This window comes from Streptomyces sp. NPDC037421 (assembly GCF_055602105.1).
Genome location: NZ_JBVJWV010000017.1, coordinates 1 through 16,721, shown reverse-complemented (window position 1 = coordinate 16,721; position 16,721 = coordinate 1). Strand labels below are relative to the sequence as shown.

The 16,721-nt window shown below is 73.9% G+C and carries 12 protein-coding genes and 1 pseudogene; 7 read left to right on the top strand and 6 right to left on the bottom strand.

Annotated elements, in window-relative coordinates:
* Positions 1-105: 105 nt before the first annotated feature.
* Positions 106-837 carry a YwiC-like family protein gene (locus ACZ7IF_RS23405; RefSeq protein WP_470974420.1) on the bottom strand — a complete coding sequence of 244 codons (732 nt, stop codon included), beginning with the start codon at positions 835-837 and terminating at the stop codon, positions 106-108.
* Positions 838-1,055: 218 nt separating this feature from the next.
* Between ACZ7IF_RS23405 and ACZ7IF_RS23400 the strand changes: the two genes are divergently transcribed.
* The 7 genes and pseudogenes from ACZ7IF_RS23400 to ACZ7IF_RS23370 all read left to right on the top strand — a co-directional run bounded on the left by ACZ7IF_RS23400 (position 1,056) and on the right by ACZ7IF_RS23370 (position 10,893).
* Positions 1,056-4,721, top strand: coding sequence for a nitrate reductase subunit alpha (locus tag ACZ7IF_RS23400; protein ID WP_470974418.1), 3,666 nt, complete (start codon positions 1,056-1,058; stop codon positions 4,719-4,721).
* On the top strand, positions 4,722-6,245 hold the full coding sequence (gene narH / locus ACZ7IF_RS23395) for a nitrate reductase subunit beta (protein ID WP_470974415.1): 1,524 nt from the start codon (positions 4,722-4,724) through the stop codon (positions 6,243-6,245).
* Positions 6,242-6,901, top strand: a complete 660-nt coding sequence (narJ, locus tag ACZ7IF_RS23390; RefSeq protein ID WP_470974412.1) for a nitrate reductase molybdenum cofactor assembly chaperone — start codon at positions 6,242-6,244, stop codon at positions 6,899-6,901. Before narH ends, narJ begins: the two co-directional genes overlap by 4 nt.
* Positions 6,901-7,626 carry a respiratory nitrate reductase subunit gamma gene (narI, locus tag ACZ7IF_RS23385; RefSeq protein WP_470974409.1) on the top strand — a complete coding sequence of 242 codons (726 nt, stop codon included), beginning with the start codon at positions 6,901-6,903 and terminating at the stop codon, positions 7,624-7,626. The genes narJ and narI overlap by 1 nt, the downstream gene beginning before the upstream one ends.
* Positions 7,623-8,081, top strand: a pseudogene (locus ACZ7IF_RS23380) (radical SAM protein); the annotation flags it as partial. The gene narI and the pseudogene ACZ7IF_RS23380, both read left to right, overlap by 4 nt.
* 451 nt (positions 8,082-8,532) lie before the next feature.
* A complete protein-coding gene (locus ACZ7IF_RS23375; protein WP_470974406.1) occupies positions 8,533-9,270 on the top strand; it encodes a protoporphyrinogen/coproporphyrinogen oxidase in 738 nt (245 codons plus the stop codon).
* 69 nt (positions 9,271-9,339) lie between these two features.
* The gene (locus tag ACZ7IF_RS23370) at positions 9,340-10,893 is read left to right on the top strand and encodes an alpha/beta hydrolase (RefSeq protein WP_470974403.1); all 1,554 of its coding nucleotides are present in this window, start codon (positions 9,340-9,342) and stop codon (positions 10,891-10,893) included.
* Between the two features lie 70 nt (positions 10,894-10,963).
* On the opposite strand, the gene moeZ is transcribed toward ACZ7IF_RS23370, so the two are convergent.
* The 5 genes from moeZ to ACZ7IF_RS23345 form a co-directional block, all read right to left on the bottom strand.
* Positions 10,964-12,142, bottom strand: a complete 1,179-nt coding sequence (moeZ, locus tag ACZ7IF_RS23365) for an adenylyltransferase/sulfurtransferase MoeZ (RefSeq protein ID WP_470974400.1) — start codon at positions 12,140-12,142, stop codon at positions 10,964-10,966.
* 63 nt (positions 12,143-12,205) lie between these two features.
* Positions 12,206-12,961: a spherulation-specific family 4 protein gene (locus ACZ7IF_RS23360; RefSeq protein ID WP_470974397.1), complete on the bottom strand. Its 756-nt coding sequence runs from the start codon at positions 12,959-12,961 to the stop codon at positions 12,206-12,208.
* The gene (locus ACZ7IF_RS23355) at positions 12,949-13,956 is read right to left on the bottom strand and encodes an NAD-dependent epimerase/dehydratase (protein WP_470974394.1); all 1,008 of its coding nucleotides are present in this window, start codon (positions 13,954-13,956) and stop codon (positions 12,949-12,951) included. Before ACZ7IF_RS23355 ends, ACZ7IF_RS23360 begins: the two co-directional genes overlap by 13 nt.
* 31 nt (positions 13,957-13,987) lie before the next feature.
* Complete coding sequence (locus ACZ7IF_RS23350) at positions 13,988-14,971, bottom strand: hypothetical protein (RefSeq protein ID WP_470974391.1); 984 nt, start codon at positions 14,969-14,971, stop codon at positions 13,988-13,990.
* Positions 14,968-16,545, bottom strand: coding sequence for a DUF3492 domain-containing protein (locus ACZ7IF_RS23345; RefSeq protein ID WP_470974388.1), 1,578 nt, complete (start codon positions 16,543-16,545; stop codon positions 14,968-14,970). Before ACZ7IF_RS23345 ends, ACZ7IF_RS23350 begins: the two co-directional genes overlap by 4 nt.
* Positions 16,546-16,721: the final 176 nt, after the last annotated feature.

The window sequence follows — 16,721 nt, the reverse complement described above, 5'->3', positions numbered from 1 at the left end:
GCTGGGAAACCCGGCCCCGCCGGCGTTCGAGGCGAGAACGGGTGAAGGGCGGGGAGGGGCAAGCCCCGCGCGGCGGCACACCCGCGTCAGGAAGGTGGCGGCGCGTCAGGAAACGGCCAGCGCCGTCAGGAGGGCCCCCGCGCAGACGAGTTCCGTCGCGCCGACGACCGCCGGCCGCAGGCCGCGGCCGGGGAGGGTGGCCGCGCGGGCGAGGTAGCCGGCGAAGGGGAGGGCCAGCCACGGGGAGAGGAGCGCGGCCAGCGGAAGGGCCGCCGCGTGGTAGGCCACCGAGCCCCGCCGGTACGCCGGCGAGTTCCGTTCCCGGATCATCGTCTTCACGTACGGCACCGTCCCCGCGAAGTACAGCAGGCAGGCCACCGCCGTCGGCCACGCCCCGCCCGGGCCCAGCCCCCCGAGCCGGGCCGCGACCAGTGCCATCCCGCACGCCGGGACCACCGCCGCGAGGCCGTTGGCCAGCGCCCGCTCCCGGCCCCGCCGGGCGTACCAGGTGTTGACGGCCAGGAAGGGGAGCGCCGCCGCGGCCGCGAGCAGCAGCCAGGGGTGCGGTACCGCCAGCGGTACGGCGGCCGCCGCGCAGGCCCCGCCCAGGACCAGGGTCGGCGGGCCGTGCCGCCGCGCCGAGCGCAGGCCGCGCGCGTTCAGCCGCAGCCACTGCTGGCCGTGGAAGACCGCCGCGTACCCGAGCAGCCAGGCGGCCAGCAGCAGTACGTGCTCCCGGCCCGGGTGCGGGGCGAGGAGGGTGCCCGCGAGGAAGGGCACCACCAGCATCGCCCACGCGCCGTGCTGGTCCGGGATCCAATTTCGCCTGCGAGCCATGAAACCGATGCTCCCATGAATTCAAAGTGGAATTTCTCCGCGTGATTTGATTCCGCCGGTTCCCGGCCGGTCGGCCCGGTGAAGACCGGAAGTTGGTCACCCCCTCCCGGGACCTTTGCCGACCTCCGGGACTTTGCGACCGGCGTAGCGTCGACGAGTGGTCCGCCTTTCCCGGGACCACCCCACCCACTCCGTTTCCGGCCGCCTGGAGGGTCACCTTGAACGCGCGTGATTCCGTCGATTCAGCCGTCGATTCGCTCGTCAGGGCGGGCAGTTTCTTCACCCGCGCCGAGGTCTCCGACGACCTGCGCACGGTGCACCGGACCGGCGGGCGGGCCGCCGAGGCCTTCTACCGGGACCGGTGGAGCCACGACAAGGTGGTCCACTCCACGCACGGCGTGAACTGCACCGGTTCCTGCCGCTGGAAGGTGTTCGTCAAGGACGGGATCATCACCTGGGAGACCCAGGCCACCGACTACCCGTCCGTCGGCCCCGACCGCCCCGAGTACGAGCCCCGAGGCTGCCCGCGCGGCGCCTCGTTCTCCTGGTACTCCTACTCCCCCACCCGGGTGCGCTACCCGTACGTGCGCGGGGTGCTGCTGGAGATGTACCGCGAGGCCAAGGCGCGGCTGAAGGACCCGGTCCTGGCCTGGGCCGACGTCCAGGGCGACCCGGAGCGCCGCCGCCGCTACCAGCGGGCGCGCGGCAAGGGCGGGCTGGTGCGGGCCACCTGGGAGGAGGCGCTGGAGATCACCGCCGCCGCGCACGTGCACACCATCAGGGAGCACGGCCCGGACCGGGTCGCCGGCTTCTCGCCGATCCCCGCGATGTCGATGGCGTCGCACGCCGCGGGCGCCCGCTTCCACTCCCTCATCGGCGCGCCGATGCTGAGCTTCTACGACTGGTACGCGGACCTGCCGGTCGCCTCCCCGCAGGTGTTCGGCGACCAGACCGACGTACCGGAGTCGGGCGACTGGTGGGACGCCGCGTACCTGATGATGTGGGGCTCGAACGTCCCCGTCACCCGCACCCCCGACGCGCACTGGATGGCCGAGGCCCGCTACCGCGGGCAGAAGGTGGTGACGGTTTCCCCGGATTTCGCGGACAACACGAAATTCGCCGACGAGTGGATGCATCCGCATCCCGGTACGGACGGGGCGCTGGCCCTCGCGATGGGGCACGTCATCCTGAAGGAATTCTTCGTGGAGAAGGAGACCCCTTTCTTCACGGATTACGTCCGCCAGTACACGGACCTGCCTTTCCTGGTCTCCCTGCGGGAAACGGAGCACGGCCTGGTCCCGGGCAAGTTCGTCACCGCCGCCGATCTCGGGCAGGACACCGAGAACGCCGAGTGGAAGACCGTCCTGGTCGACGACGCCACCGGCGAGCCCGTCGTCCCGAACGGCACCCTCGGGCACCGCTGGGGCAAGAACGAGACCCCGGAGTGGAATCTGGACCTCGGCGGCACCGTCCCCCGGCTGACGCTGCTCCCGGAGGGCGAGAGCGCCGAGATCGTGCTGCCGCGTTTCGAGGACGACGAGCGCACCGCCGGGCAGGGCGGCACCGTGCGGCGCGGGGTGCCCGTGCGGCGCATCGGCGGCACGCTCGTGACCACCGTCTTCGACCTGATGCTCGCCCAGTACGGGGTGGCCCGCGAGGGCCTGCCCGGCGAGTGGCCCACCGGCTACGAGGACGCCTCCCAGCCCGGTACTCCCGGCTGGCAGGAGTCGCTGACGTCGGTGCCCGCCGCGCAGGCGGCCCGGGTGGCGCGCGAGTTCGCGGAGACGGCCGAGCGCTCGCGGGGCCGCTGCATGATCCTGATGGGGGCGGGCACCAACCACTGGTTCCACTCGGAGACCATCTACCGCTCCTTCCTCGCCCTGCTCACCCTCACCGGCTGCCAGGGCCGCAACGGCGGCGGCTGGGGCCACTACGTCGGCCAGGAGAAGTGCCGCCCGGTCACCGGCTGGGCCACCCTCGCCGCCGCCTCCGACTGGTCGCGCCCGCCGCGCCAGATGATCGGCGCCGCCTGGTTCTACCTGCACACCGGCCAGTGGCGCTACGACACCCTCCCGGCGGAGGCCCTGGCCTCCCCGCTCGCCGAGGGCGCCTTCGACGGCATGAGCGGCGCGGACTGCCTGGCCGCGAGCGCCCGGATGGGCTGGATGCCGTCGTACCCGACCTTCGACCGCAACCCCCTGGAGCTCGGCGAGAGCGCCGACCCGGTGGCGGACGCGGTACGCGCCCTTGAGGAGGGCGCGCTCGGCTTCGCCGGCGAGGACCCCGACGACCCGCGCAACTGGCCGCGCGTACTGAACGTGTGGCGGGCCAACCTCCTCGGCTCCAGTTCCAAGGGCAACGAGTACTTCCTCAAGCACCTGCTCGGCACGCACTCCAACCTCCCCGAGGACGGCCCGCGCTGCACGCCCAGGGACGTCGCGTACCGGGAGGAGGACGTGGAGGGGAAGCTCGACCTGCTGATGTCGATGGACTTCCGGATGACGTCCACGACGCTCCTGTCGGACGTGGTCCTGCCGGCCGCCACCTGGTACGAGAAGCACGACCTGTCCTCCACGGACATGCACCCCTTCCTGCACGCCTTCACCCCGGCCGTGGACCCGCCCTGGCAGGCCCGCTCCGACTACGACGCCTTCCGCCTCCTCGCCGAGCGCTTCGGCGAGCTCGCCGCCACCCACCTCGGCGTACGCCGGGACCTGGTGGCGACCGCCCTCCAGCACGACACCCCGGGCGGCGAGATGGCCCAGCCGGGAGGGGTCGCGCTGGACTGGTCGAAGGGCGAGTGCGAGCCGGTACCCGGCCGGACGATGTACGGCCTGAAGGTGGTCGAGCGGGACTACGGGGCGGTCGGCGAGAAGTTCTCCGCGCTCGGCCCGCTGGTCGACCGGCTCGGCGTGACCACGAAGGCGGTCACCTTCGACGTGGCCGAGGAGGTCGCGTACCTCGGCGAGAAGAACGGCCTGGTCCGGGGCGGGACCGCGAAGGGCCGCCCCCGCTTGGACACCGCGCAGCGCGCCTGCGAGGCGATCCTCGCCCTCTCCGGGACGAGCAACGGCCGGCTCGCCACCCAGGGCTTCGAGACCCTGGAGAAGAAGGTCGGCACGCAGATGGCCCACCTGGCCGCCGAGGCGGAGGGCAAGCGGATCGGCTTCGCCGACACCCAGGCCCGCCCGGTACCGGTGATCACCTCGCCGGAGTGGTCGGGCTCGGAGTCCGGCGGACGCCGCTACACCGCCTTCACCGTCAACACCGAGCACCTCAAGCCCTGGCACACCCTCACCGGCCGCCAGCACTTCTTCATCGACCACGACTGGCTGCACGAGGTCGGCGAATCGCTGCCCGTCTACAAGCCGCCGCTGAACATGCACACCCTGTACGGGGAGCCCGAACTCGGCGTCGTCGACCAGAAGTCGGTGGCCGTCCGCTACCTGACCCCGCACAACAAGTGGGCGATCCACAGCCAGTACCAGGACAACCTCTACATGATGACCCTGGGCCGCGGCGGCCAGACGGTGTGGATGTCCCCGCAGGACGCCGAGGCGATCGGGGTCGCCGACAACGACTGGATCGAGGCGGTCAACCGCAACGGCGTGGTCACCGCCCGCGCGATCGTCTCCCACAAGATGCCGCCCGGCACCGTCTACATGAACCACGCGCAGGAGCGCACGGTCGGCGTGCCGAAGACCGAGAAGACGGGCCGCCGCGGCGGCATCCACAACTCGCTGACCCGGGTGATGCTCAAGCCCACCCACCTCATCGGCGGCTACGCCCAGCTGACCTGGGCCTTCAACTACCTGGGCCCGACCGGCAACCAGCGCGACGAGGTGACGGTCATCCGCCGCCGCGACCAGAAGGTGGAGTTCTGAATGAAGGTCATGGCACAGGTCGCGATGGTCATGAACCTCGACAAGTGCATCGGCTGCCACACCTGTTCGGTCACCTGCAAGCAGGCGTGGACCAACCGGCAGGGCACCGAGTACGTCTGGTTCAACAACGTCGAGACCCTCCCCGGCCAGGGCTACCCGCGCCGCTGGGAGGACCAGGAGAAGTGGAAGGGCGGCTGGGAGCGCACCCGCTCCGGCCGGCTGCGCCTGCGGGCGGGCGGCCGCCTCGCGAAGCTCGGCAAGATCTTCGCGAACCCGGAGCTGCCGGAGATCGACGACTACTACCAGCCCTGGAGCTACGAGTACAAGAACCTCACCGACGCTCCGGCGGGCGACGACCTCCCCACCGCCCGGCCCGTCTCCCAGCTCACCGGCGAGCCCCTGGACACCATCCAGTGGGGCCCCAACTGGGACGACAACCTCGGCGGCGCCCCCGCCCACGCGCCGAAGGACCCGGTCGTGGAGAAGATCCGCGAGGAGGTCGGGGAGAGGATCCGCTTCGAGTTCGAGCAGAGCTTCATGTTCTACCTCCCCCGGATCTGCGAGCACTGCCTCAACCCGGCGTGCGTCTCCTCCTGCCCCTCGGGCGCGATGTACAAGCGGGAGGAGGACGGCATCGTCCTCGTCGACCAGGACCGCTGCCGCGGCTGGCGCATGTGCGTGACCGGATGCCCGTACAAGAAGGTGTACTTCAACCACCGCACCGGCAAGGCCGAGAAGTGCACGTTCTGCTTCCCGCGCGTCGAGGTCGGCATGCCCACCGTGTGCTCGGAGACCTGCGTGGGCCGGATGCGCTACCTCGGGGTCATGCTCTACGACGCCGACAAGGTCGCCGGGGCCGCCGCCGTCGAGGACGAGCACGACCTCTACCCCGCCCAGCTGGACTGCTTCCTCGACCCGCACGACCCGGCCGTGGTCGCCGCCGCCCGGGCTGCGGGCCTGACCCCGGAGTGGATCGAGGCCGCGCGGCGCTCCCCCGTCTACGACCTGATCGCCACCTACCAGGTCGCCCTGCCCCTCCACCCGGAGTACCGGACCATGCCGATGGTCTGGTACGTGCCCCCGCTCTCCCCCGTGGTCGAGGCGGTCGCCGCCACCGGCAGCGACGGCGAGGACGCCGGGAACCTCTTCGGCGCCATCGACGCCCTGCGCATCCCCGTGGAGTACCTCGCGGAGATCCTCACGGCCGGCGACACCCACGCCGTGGAGGCCGTGCTGCACCGGATGGCCGCGATGCGCGCGTACATGCGGAGGATCAACCTCGGTGAGGAGCGGGACGAGTCGATCGCCTCGGCCGTCGGCCTGGCCGGCACCGAGATGGAGGACATGTTCCGCCTCCTGGCCGTCGCCAAGCCGGAGGACCGCTTCGTCATCCCGACGGCGGCCCGCGCCGAGGCCGACAACCTCGCCGCCTCGCACCCGCTGGACGCGGAGTGCCCCGTCGGCGAGCGGGCCGGGAAGCCCCGCGTGAAGCTCAACCTCAGCCCCACCAGGAGGAGCTCGTGACCCCCGACGCCCTCGTACGCCTCGTCGCGGGCTGCGTCCTGCAGTACCCCGGCGACCGCTTCCACGACGAACTCCCCCGGCTGCGCGCGGCCCTCGCCGCGGCACCCGCCGAACCGGCCGCGCTGCTCGGCGCGTTCCTCGACGAGGCCGAGCAGCTGACCCCGATCGGGCTGTGCGAGCGGTACACCTCCACCTTCGACACCCGCAACCGGCGCTGCCTCTACCTCACCTGGTGGACGGACGGCGACACGCGCCGGCGCGGGCTGTCCCTCGTCCGGCTGAAGCGGATCTACCGGGACTTCGGGCTGGAGTACGCGGGCGAGGAGCTGCCCGACTTCCTGCCCGCCGCGCTGGAGTTCGCCGCCCTGCGCGAGGAGGCCGGCACCGAGCTGCTCCAGGAGCACCGGGCCGGGCTGGAGCTGCTGCGGCTCGCGCTCGCCGAGTCGGCCAGCCCGTACGCCCGGGTGCTGGAGGCGGTCTGCACGACGCTGCCCGGGCCCTCCCCCGCGACGAAGGCCGAGGCGAAGGCCCTCGCGCGCGGCGGGCCGCCGCAGGAGCTGGTGGGCGCGGGCTCCCCGCTCGAACCCTTCGGGCCCGGCACCGACCGGCCCGTGGACCTCCCGTGGCCCACCTCACCGGAAAGGAAGACGGCCTGATGGACCTCATCCTGTGGGGCGTGCTGCCGTACGTCTCGATCGCCCTGCTCGTGGCCGGCACGGTCTGGCGGGCCCGTTACGACGCCTTCGGCTGGACCACCCGCTCCTCGCAGCTGTACGAGTCGCGGCTGCTGCGGATCGGCTCCCCGCTCTTCCACTTCGGCATGCTCTTCGTGGTCCTCGGCCACGTGGTGGGCCTGCTGGTCCCGATGGAGTGGACCGACGCGGCCGGGCTGAGCGACCACGCCTACCACCTGCTGGCCGTCTCCACCGGCGCGGTCGCGGGCGTCGCGGCCGCCGCCGGCATCGGGATCCTCGTGTACCGGCGGCTGAAGGTGCCCGCCGTACGCCGGGCCACCCTCCGCGGCGACCACCTGATGTACACCGTCCTGCTCGGCGCGATGCTGCTGGGCCTGACGGCCACCGTCCTCAACTCCACCGGCCGGACCGGGGACTACAACTACCGCGAGGGCGTCTCCGTCTGGTTCCGCAGTCTGTTCACCCTCTCCCCCGACCACCACCTGATGGCGGGCGCCCCGCTCGCCTTCAAGCTGCACGTCCTCTTCGGCTTCGCCCTCTTCGCCCTGATCCCGTACTCGCGGCTGGTCCACATGTTCTCCGCGCCGCTGAAGTACCTGTTCCGGCCCTTCGTGGTCTACCGCAAGCGGGACCCGGAGCTGACGTCCAACCGCCCGGAGCGGCGCGGCTGGGAGCGGGTGTCATGAGCGCCCGCACCGCGCGCGACGTCGTCCGCACCCCCCGCCACGACGTCGCCGAGCGCCCCTTCCTCGTCATCTGGGAGGCCACCCGGCCCTGCGAACTGGCCTGCCCGCACTGCCGGGCCGAGGCGCGGACCGCCCGCGACCCCCGCGAACTGGACGGGGCCGACGCCCGCCGGGTGATGGACCAGACCGCCGCCTTCGGCCGGCCCGCGCCACTCTTCGTGATCACCGGCGGCGACCCCTTCCAGCGCCCCGACCTCACCGCCCTCATCGCGTACGGGACCTCGCTGGGCCTGCGCGTCGCCGTCTCCCCCTCCGGTACGCCGACCCTGACCCGGGAGAACCTCCAGGCCGTGCGCGACGCCGGCGCGGTGGCGCTCTCGCTCTCCCTGGACGGTTCCACCCCCGAGCGGCACGACTCCTTCCGGGGCGTGGCCGGTGTCTGGGACCGGACCCTGGAGGGCTGGCGGGCCGCCCGCGACATCGGCCTCAAGGTGCAGGTCAACACCACCGTCAGCCTCCGCAGCCTGGAGGACCTGGCCGGCATCGCGGCGCTGGTGCTCCGCGAGGGCGCGATGCTCTGGTCCGGCTTCCTCCCCGTCCCGGCCGGGCGCGGGCAGCAGCTGGAGTCGCTCACCGCGGCGGAGACCGAGGACGTCCTGCACTTCCTCTACGACTGCGGGGCGGTCCTCGCCGCCAAGACCACCGAGGGCCACCACTTCCGCCGGGTCGTACTCCAGCGGACCGTCCTCGAAGCGCGCGGCGAACGGCCCCCGCTGGGGCCCCTGTACGAGCGGCTGCGGGCCCGCGCCGGCCGGCTGGGGCTCTTCGACGGGGAGCGGCGGGCGGTGCGCAGGCCCCACTGCACGTCTCGTCCGGGCGCGGCTCCGCTCCGCGGCCGTGCGGGGCGTGAGCGGCGGCACGGGCCGGTTCCCGCGGGCGGTGGCCCGGGCGTCCGGGGCGCGGATCCTCACCGGGACCACGGCCCGCTCGCTGGAGCGGCTGCCGGGCGACCGGTGGCGGGTGGCGGCGGTGACGGCCGACGGCCCGCTGACCCTGGAGGCCGACGCCGTGGTCCTGGCGGTGCCCGCCTTCGCGGCGGCGGAGCTGCTGCGGCCGCACTCGCCGCTCGCGCGGGAGGAACTCGCGGCGGTCCCGTACGCCTCGACGGCCGTCGTCACGCTGGTGTTCTCCCGCGGCCGGGCCCCCGCCCTCCCGGAGGGCAACGGCTTCCTGGTGCCGCCGGCGGACGGCCACACCCTCAAGGCGGCGTCGTTCCTGTCCAACAAATGGACCTGGCTGCGCGACGCGGCGCCCTCGGAGTTCGTGGTGCGCGCCTCCGTCGGCCGGACCGGCGAGGAGGAGCTGCTGGAGCGGCCCGACCGCCACCTGATCCGTACGGCCGCCGCCGAACTCCGCCACGCGGTGGGCCCGCTGGGCGAAGCCCGCGCCGCCCGGGTGACCCGCTGGGACCGGGGCCTGCCCCAGTACGGCGTGGGCCACCTGGACCGGGTGGCCCGGATCCGCGAGGCCGCCGGGAAGCTCCCGGGCCTGGCCCTGTGCGGCGCCGCGTACGAGGGCGTGGGCGTGGCCGCCTGCGTCGCCACCGGCCGCACGGCGGCCCGGCAGGCCGTCGCCGGGGCCTGACCCGGCCCCGGACCCCCCGAACGGGTCAGCGCGGGGGCGGGGGCGGGGGCGGGCCCACAGGATGGGGACATGCCGAGAAACGTCCTGCGGGCCACCACCGCCGCCGCGCTCGCCGCCACGCTGCTCACCACCGGCGCCTGTTCCGACAGCGGCGGCAGCAGCCGGCAGAGAACCGGTACCGGCGCCGCCGAACCGGCCAAGCCCCTGTCCTGGGGCGGGTGCGACGCCCCCACGGCCGCCGAGGGCGGCGGGCAGGCGCCCGGCCAGGACTGGCAGTGCGCCACCCTCGACGTACCGCTCGACTACGCCGAGCCCGAGGGCGAGACCATCCCGATCGCCCTGATCCGCGCGAAGGCCCGCGACAAGTCCAAGCGGCTCGGCTCGCTGGTGTTCAACTTCGGCGGGCCCGGCGGTTCCGGGATCTCCACCCTGCCCGGCGCCGCCAAGGAGTACGAGGCCCTGCGCACCCGGTACGACCTGGTGAGCTTCGACCCGCGCGGGGTCGGCCGCAGCGCCCCCGTCCGCTGCGAGGACGACAGGCAGCTCGACGCGTACTACGCGCAGGACTCCTCCCCCACGACGCCGGAGGACGAGAAGGCCTTCGTCGACGGCATCCGCAAGTACCAGCAGGCCTGCCGGGCCAACTCCGGCAAGGTGCTCCCGTACGTGGGCACCGAGAACGCCGCCCGCGACCTGGACCGGATCCGCCAGGCCCTCGGCGACGAGAAGCTGAACTACTTCGGGATCTCCTACGGCACCGAACTCGGCGGGGTCTACGCCCACCTCTTCCCGAAGAACGTCGGCCGGGCGGTCTTCGACGCCGTGGTGGACCCCACCAAGGACGCCGAGCAGGGCGCGCTGGGCCAGGCGAAGGGCTTCCAGCTGGCCCTCGGCAACTTCGCCCAGGACTGCGTCAACCGCGGCGACCAGTGCCGGCTCCAGGGCAGCACCGCCAAGGAGATCGAGGCCAACATCATCAAGCTGCAGAAGGAGCTGGCCGCCAAGCCCATCGCCGGCATCGGGGACCGGCGGCTCACCGAGTCCCAGGCGACCAACGGCATCGCCCAGGCCCTGTACTCCAAGGAGCTGTGGCCGCTGCTGGAACAGGGCCTGGACGAGGCCGAAGGCGGTCAGGGGCAGCTGCTGATGGCCCTGTCGGACGCCCTCAACGGCCGGGACCAGAACGGCCGCTACAGCAACATCGGCGCGGCCAACACCGCCATCAACTGCGCCGACTCCAAGGAGCGCTACACGCTGGAGGAGACCAGGGCCCGGCTGCCGGAGTTCCGTTCGGCCTCGCCCGTCTTCGGGGACTTCCTCGGCTGGGCGATGCTGAGCTGCACCGACTGGCCGGTGGCCGGCGCCTGGCAGACCCCGGACGTCTCCGCGCCCGGCGCCGCCCCGATCCTGGTGATCGGCAACACCGGTGACCCGGCGACCCCGTACGAGGGCGCGCGCAAGATGGCGGAGCGGCTGGGCAAGGGCGTGGGCGTGGAGCTGACGTACAAGGGCGAGGGGCACGGCGCGTACAACAGCGGCGACAAGTGCGTGCAGGGCGCGGTGAACGCGTACCTGCTGGACGGGAAGGTGCCGGGCGCGGGCACCGTCTGCACGGCGGCCTGAGCGGGACGTGCGGAAGGGGCCGTACCCGCCGGGCGGGTACGGCCCCTTCAGGGCACTTCTCAGGGCACTTCTAGTAGACCGGCTTCCCGGGCTCGATCTGGTGGACCCAGCCGATGACGCCGCCGCCGACGTGCACCGCGTCGGAGAAGCCCGCGGACTTCAGCACCGCGAGGACTTCCGCACTGCGGACACCCGTCTTGCAGTGCAGGACGATGCGCTTGTCCTGCGGCAGGTCCTGGAGGGCGGTGCCCATCAGGAACTCGCCCTTGGGGATCAGCTTCGCGCCGGGGATCGAGACGATCTCGTACTCGTTCTTCTCGCGGACGTCGATGATCTCGATGGCCTCGCCGTCGTCGATCCACTCCTTGAGCTGCTTCGGAGTGATCGTGGAGCCGGCGGCCGCCTCCTGGGCCTCCTCCGACACGACGCCGCAGAAGGCCTCGTAGTCGATGAGCTCGGTGACGGTCGCGTTCGGACCGCAGACCGCGCAGTCGGGGTCCTTGCGGACCTTGACCTGGCGGTACTGCATCTCCAGGGCGTCGTAGATCATCAGGCGGCCGACGAGCGGCTCGCCGACGCCGGTGAGGACCTTGATGGCCTCGGTGACCTGGATCGAGCCGATGGACGCGCAGAGCACGCCCAGCACGCCGCCCTCGGCGCAGCTCGGGACCATGCCCGGCGGCGGGGGCTCCGGGTACAGGCAGCGGTAGCAGGGACCGTGCTCGGACCAGAAGACGGAGGCCTGGCCGTCGAAGCGGTAGATCGAACCCCACACGTACGGCTTGTTGAGCAGCACGCAGGCGTCGTTGACCAGGTAGCGCGTGGCGAAGTTGTCCGTGCCGTCGACGATGAGGTCGTACTGGCTGAAGATCTCCATCACGTTGTCGGCTTCGAGCCGCTCTTCGTGGAGGACCACGTTGACGTACGGGTTGATGCCCAGCACGCTGTCACGGGCGGACTCGGCCTTGGAGCGGCCGATGTCCGACTGGCTGTGGATGATCTGGCGCTGCAGGTTCGACTCGTCGACCTCGTCGAACTCCACGATGCCCAGGGTGCCGACGCCGGCCGCGGCCAGGTACATGAGGGCGGGGGAGCCGAGGCCGCCCGCGCCCACGGCCAGCACCTTGGCGTTCTTCAGGCGCTTCTGGCCGTCCATCCCGACATCCGGGATGATCAGGTGGCGGGAGTACCGACGGACCTCGTCAACGGTGAGCTCAGCAGCTGGCTCTACCAGGGGTGGCAGCGACACGGGGACTCCGTAGATGGGTAAGTCTGAACGTTGGTTCTTCCCGTAACACTGCCACGCCCTTCTTCATTCCGAGACACCCGGTCCGATGCGTGAGACGATTTCGTCCCAGTACGCGGGCATCGACGCCCAGGGGTCCCGGTCCGGGGTGCCCCTGCGGTCGGTGAACCAGATGGTTCCGGCACCCTGCCAGCGGGCGATGCGCACCGCCTCCTCCAGATGGGTGCGGGGCACGCCGTGGACCAGGTGGCAGAACCGCTCCGGCGGGTGGTCGGCCGTCCACTCCGCCACCTGCGACCAGCGGTAGTCGGCCCAGGCCCCGGAGAAGGTGACCAGTTGGTCGGCGGCCTCCACGTAGCCCTCGTAGGGGTGCGTGCCGTGTCCCAGCACGATCCGCAGCCCCTCGCCGAGCCCCCGCAGGGAGTCGGTCACCCGGCGCACGGCGGGCAGGTCCGCCCGGTCGGCGGGGACGCCGGCCAGGTAGAAGCCGCCGACGCCGTACCAGTCGCGGAAGCGGTGCGCGTCGGAGACCAGCTCCCCGAAGGACCGGGAACCGTCCCGCATCGCGAGATGCCCGAGGACCGTCCCGCCCGCGTGCCGCAGCTTCGCGGCCGCCTCGGTGCAGTGCGGGTCGGGGCGGCCGCCGGGGCCGTCCGTGACGTTGAGCACGGCCCAGTGCAGCGGGGTCCCGGGGCGGGTCAGCTCGGCCCACTCCACCGGGGCGACCAGCGGGTGGGCGTAGCCGGGGATGCCCAGGCCGAGCCGGCCGGCCTCGGTCGCGGCCGCCGCCGTGGCCCCCGGCGGGGTGGTCAGATACGGCACGCCGCCTCCATCCAGATGTCCGCGAGGGACTCCTCCAGGTTGATCCGGGGCCGCCAGCCGAGCCGGTCGCGGGCGGTGCGCACGTCGGCCTGCTGCCAGGCGCCGCAGCCGTCGGGGTAGGGGTACGACTGGGGGGCCGCGGCGAGCTGCTCGGGGGTGGCCTCGGAGCGGGGGGAGCCGATGGCGGCGAGGCCCTGCGGCCGGCCGCCGTGTCCGTGCCCGTGCCGGTCGGTGCCGTGCGGTACGTCCAGCTCGTGCAGGGCGCCGCCGTAGCCGGCGACCCGGGCGAGGACGGCGGCCGCGTCGCGCAGCCGGACCGCGCGGCCGGTGCCGATGTTCACGACCCCCTGGGCGGCGGACAGGGAGGCCGCGTGCACGGCCCGCGCGACGTCCCGTACGTCGACGAAGTCGCGCTGCACCCCGAGGCCGCTGAGCTTGAGCTCGCCGTCCCCGGACTGCATGGCCCGCCGCATGGCCTCGGCGAGCCGGCCCAGCGGGGAGCCGGCCGGGGTGCCGGGCCCGACGGGCGAGAAGACCCGGAGCACGACGGCGTCCAGCCCGGAGCCGAGGACCAGCTCGGTGGCGGCGAGTTTGCTGACGCCGTACGGTCCGCCGGGTCTCGGGACGGCGTCCTCGGCCGTGGAGGAGCCGGGCTGGCTGGGCCCGTACTCGGCGGCGCAGCCGAGCTGGACGAGCCGGGCCCCGCAGCCGCTGCGGCGCAGGGACTCGCAGATGGTGGCGACGGCGACGGTGTTGTGCCGGGTCAGCTCCCGGGCGCCGCCGCGGGTGGCGCCCGCGCAGTTGATGACCACGCCCGGGTGGACGGCGTCCAGGAACCGGGTGAGCGCGCCGGGGCTCCCGGTGGCGAGGTCGAAACGGACGTCGGCGTCGTCGCCGCGGCCGAGCGCGGTGAGCTGCACGGCCGGGTCGGCGAGCAGCCGGTCGGCGACGTAGCGCCCGAGGTATCCGTTGGCTCCGATCAGCAGCACCCTCATCGCGCAACCCCTTGGTCGATTGGCTGGCCGGTCATGCTGTTTCTCCTTGGTGTCGGTGGGGCCGGTGACGCGCGTGTGCGGAGGCACGGGACAGCGCGAGGAAGGCGTGTACGAGGAGTCCCGCCGCGGCGGCGAGGACCGCCGCCGGGTCCGGGACCAGGGCGAGCGCCAGGGCCGCGGCCACCGGCGTGCGGTGCGCGCCGTGCCGCAGCAGCAACCGGGCCAGGAACAGCAGCACCGCGAGCGGCACCGCCGTCCCCGGGGCGGCCGCCGTGACCGCGGCCGCCGCCGTGGCGGCCGCGGTGAACAGCAGGAGGATCCCGGCGAGCAGCGGCCGCGCCCCGGCGGCGAAGTCCTCCAGGGCCCGGCTCCCGGCGAGCCGGCGGCGCGCCCGGGCGGCGTAGAGGACCCCGGCGAGGTGCCCGGGGGCGACGGCCAGCGCGAGGGCGGCGCCGAGGGCCGGGCCGTGCCGGTGGACGGCCCAGCCGACGGCGGCCGCCGCCAGCAGGTGGGCGGCGTAGGGGAAGCGCCCCCCGGCGCTCCGCCCGGGCCAGACCAGCGCGGCGGCGGTGAGGAGCGCCGCGAGGGGTCCCGCCCCCGGTGTCCCGGCGGCGGCCGCGCCGAGCGCGAGGGCGCCGGGCAGCAGGGCGTACCCGAAGCCGCGTACCGCCCGGGTCCCGGCCGGGGGCCGCACGGGCACGGCGTCGGGGGCCTCGCCGCGCGGGGTCCGGGCGTACAGCTCCTCGGCGAGGGTGAAGACGTCCCGGTGCCGGAAGCGCGCGGCGGTCCGGTCGGTGATGCCGTGCGCCTCCAGCCCGGCGGCGATCTCCAACGGGTCGACGGCCCGCTCGCAGAGCTCCCGGTGCCGGTGCAGCAGCGCCTTGACGGGATCCCCGCCGCGCCCGCCGCGCCGGGCGGCCGGCCCGGAAGTCCCGGCCCCGGCGTTCGAGGCGCGGGGGTCCGGGCGCGGGGCCCCCGGCAGCGGCGCCGCACCCGTGATGTCCGAGGTGGTCATACCGCGGCCTCCGAACCCGACGCCGCGCGGGCGACCCACGGCCCCGCCACCCTCGCCTCCGCCGGCCAGGCGAACGGCACGTCCCCCTCCATCCGTGAGGGACCGAGGGCCAGGAGCCGCAGGTAGCTCTCGCCGAAGGCCTGCACGTTCTGCTCGACGGTGAACAGTTCCAGCGCCCTGGCCCGCGCCGCCGCGCCCAGCCGCTGGGCCCGCCCGGGATCCTCCAGCAGCGCGAGGCAGGCCTCGGCCAGCGCCCGGGGGTTGCGCGGCGGGACGACGAGCCCGGTGCCGCCGATGACCTCGCGGACGGCCCCGACGTCGGTGGAGACGGTGGCCCGGCCGCAGAACATGGCCTCGGCCAGGGTGATGGGGAAGCCCTCGATCACCGAGGACAGCAGCACGATCCGTCCTGCCCCGTACGCGTCGGCAGGCGAGGGCGCCTCGGGTCCGCCGATCTCCTCGAAGGTGACGGGGCTCTCCCCCACGGTCCGCGCGTCGGCGGCCTCGTCGGGAAAGAGCTGCGCGGCCAGCGAGCGGCAGTCGGCGAAGTAGTCAGGGGCCGCCGCCGAGGCGAAGATCCGCAGCCGGGTGTGCGGGGCGGCCCGGCGGACCTCCGCGAAGGCGTGCAGCAGGGCGATCAGGTCCTTGGCCGGCTCGATCCGCCCGACCCACACCAGGGTGTCGGGGTCCCCTCGGCCGGGGTCCTCGCCGACGGCGGCGAATCGGTCCGCCTCCATGCCCGGGTAGACCGTCCGCAGCCGTTCCCGGGGCGCCCCGCAGCGTTCCTGCCAGCGGCGGGCGTGCGCGTTGCCGGGGGTGAGGAGGTCGGCGCGGGCGTAGATCTCCCCGGCGAGGCGGATGTGGAAGGCGGCCAGCAGGGCGCGTACGGCGGGCCGGGTGTCCTCGCGCTGTTCCAGGTAGTGGGCGCGGAGCTGGACGCCGTACTCGGTGACCAGCAGCGGGACCCCGAAGAAGCGTTTGGCCAGCAGTCCGGGGACGGCCGCGACCCCGCCGGCGGCGGCGTGGCAGACGTCGGCCCGGCCGAGGCCCTCGTCCTCGTACCAGTCGAGGGACAGGGGCCGCAGCGCGCGCTCCAGTTCGTCCACGAACTCCAGCAGGTCGGGGACCCGGGCGGACTGTACGGCGCGGCCCGCGCCCGGGGCGCGGCAGCCGGACTCGACCGCCCGCACGGCCGTCTCGGAGCGCAGGGCCGCGTACATCCCGCCCTGGTCGCGGGCGAGTTCGGCGAGCCCGTACAGTCCGGCCGCGAAGTCCTCGGCCTCGCCGGCGCAGATCCCCCGGACCAGCTCCGCGAAGCACTCGGCGAAGTGCCGGCGCTCGCGGCGGGAGTGCGTGCGCCCGTCGTCCGCGGGGGCCCACAGCGGGGCGGTGCGCACGCGGGTGACGTGCGGCGGGAGCGTGACCCGGCCGCTCTCCTCCTGCCCGGCGGTGCGGCTCAGCGCGTAGAGCTCGAACTCGTGCCGGGGCAGCCCGCGCACGAGCCGGTCGCACCAGAGCCTCGCCTCGCCCGCCGCATACGGATAACCACCTTCCGTGACCAGTCCGATCCGCACGAGTGGCACCCCCGATCTCCCGTTCCAGGCGGTCGCCGTCGGTCCGGCGACCCGCCGCGGGAGAACTCAAGCGGATGCGCCGGTGGGGGGGGGGGGGGGGGGGGGGGGGGGGGGGGGGGGGGGGGGGGGGGGGGGGGGGGGGGGGGGGGGGGGGGGGGGGGGGGGGGGGGGGGGGG

What these genes read in the sequence shown, in the direction of transcription:
- ACZ7IF_RS23355 (WP_470974394.1), bottom strand. Translation starts at nt 13,956, where the DNA reads ATGAGGGTGCTGCTGATCGGAGCCAACGGATACCTCGGGCGCTACGTC.
- narH (WP_470974415.1), top strand. Translation starts at nt 4,722, where the DNA reads ATGAAGGTCATGGCACAGGTCGCGATGGTCATGAACCTCGACAAGTGC.
- narI (WP_470974409.1), top strand. Translation starts at nt 6,901, where the DNA reads ATGGACCTCATCCTGTGGGGCGTGCTGCCGTACGTCTCGATCGCCCTG.
- ACZ7IF_RS23350 (WP_470974391.1), bottom strand. Translation starts at nt 14,971, where the DNA reads ATGACCACCTCGGACATCACGGGTGCGGCGCCGCTGCCGGGGGCCCCG.
- ACZ7IF_RS23370 (WP_470974403.1), top strand. Translation starts at nt 9,340, where the DNA reads ATGCCGAGAAACGTCCTGCGGGCCACCACCGCCGCCGCGCTCGCCGCC.
- ACZ7IF_RS23405 (WP_470974420.1), bottom strand. Translation starts at nt 837, where the DNA reads ATGGCTCGCAGGCGAAATTGGATCCCGGACCAGCACGGCGCGTGGGCG.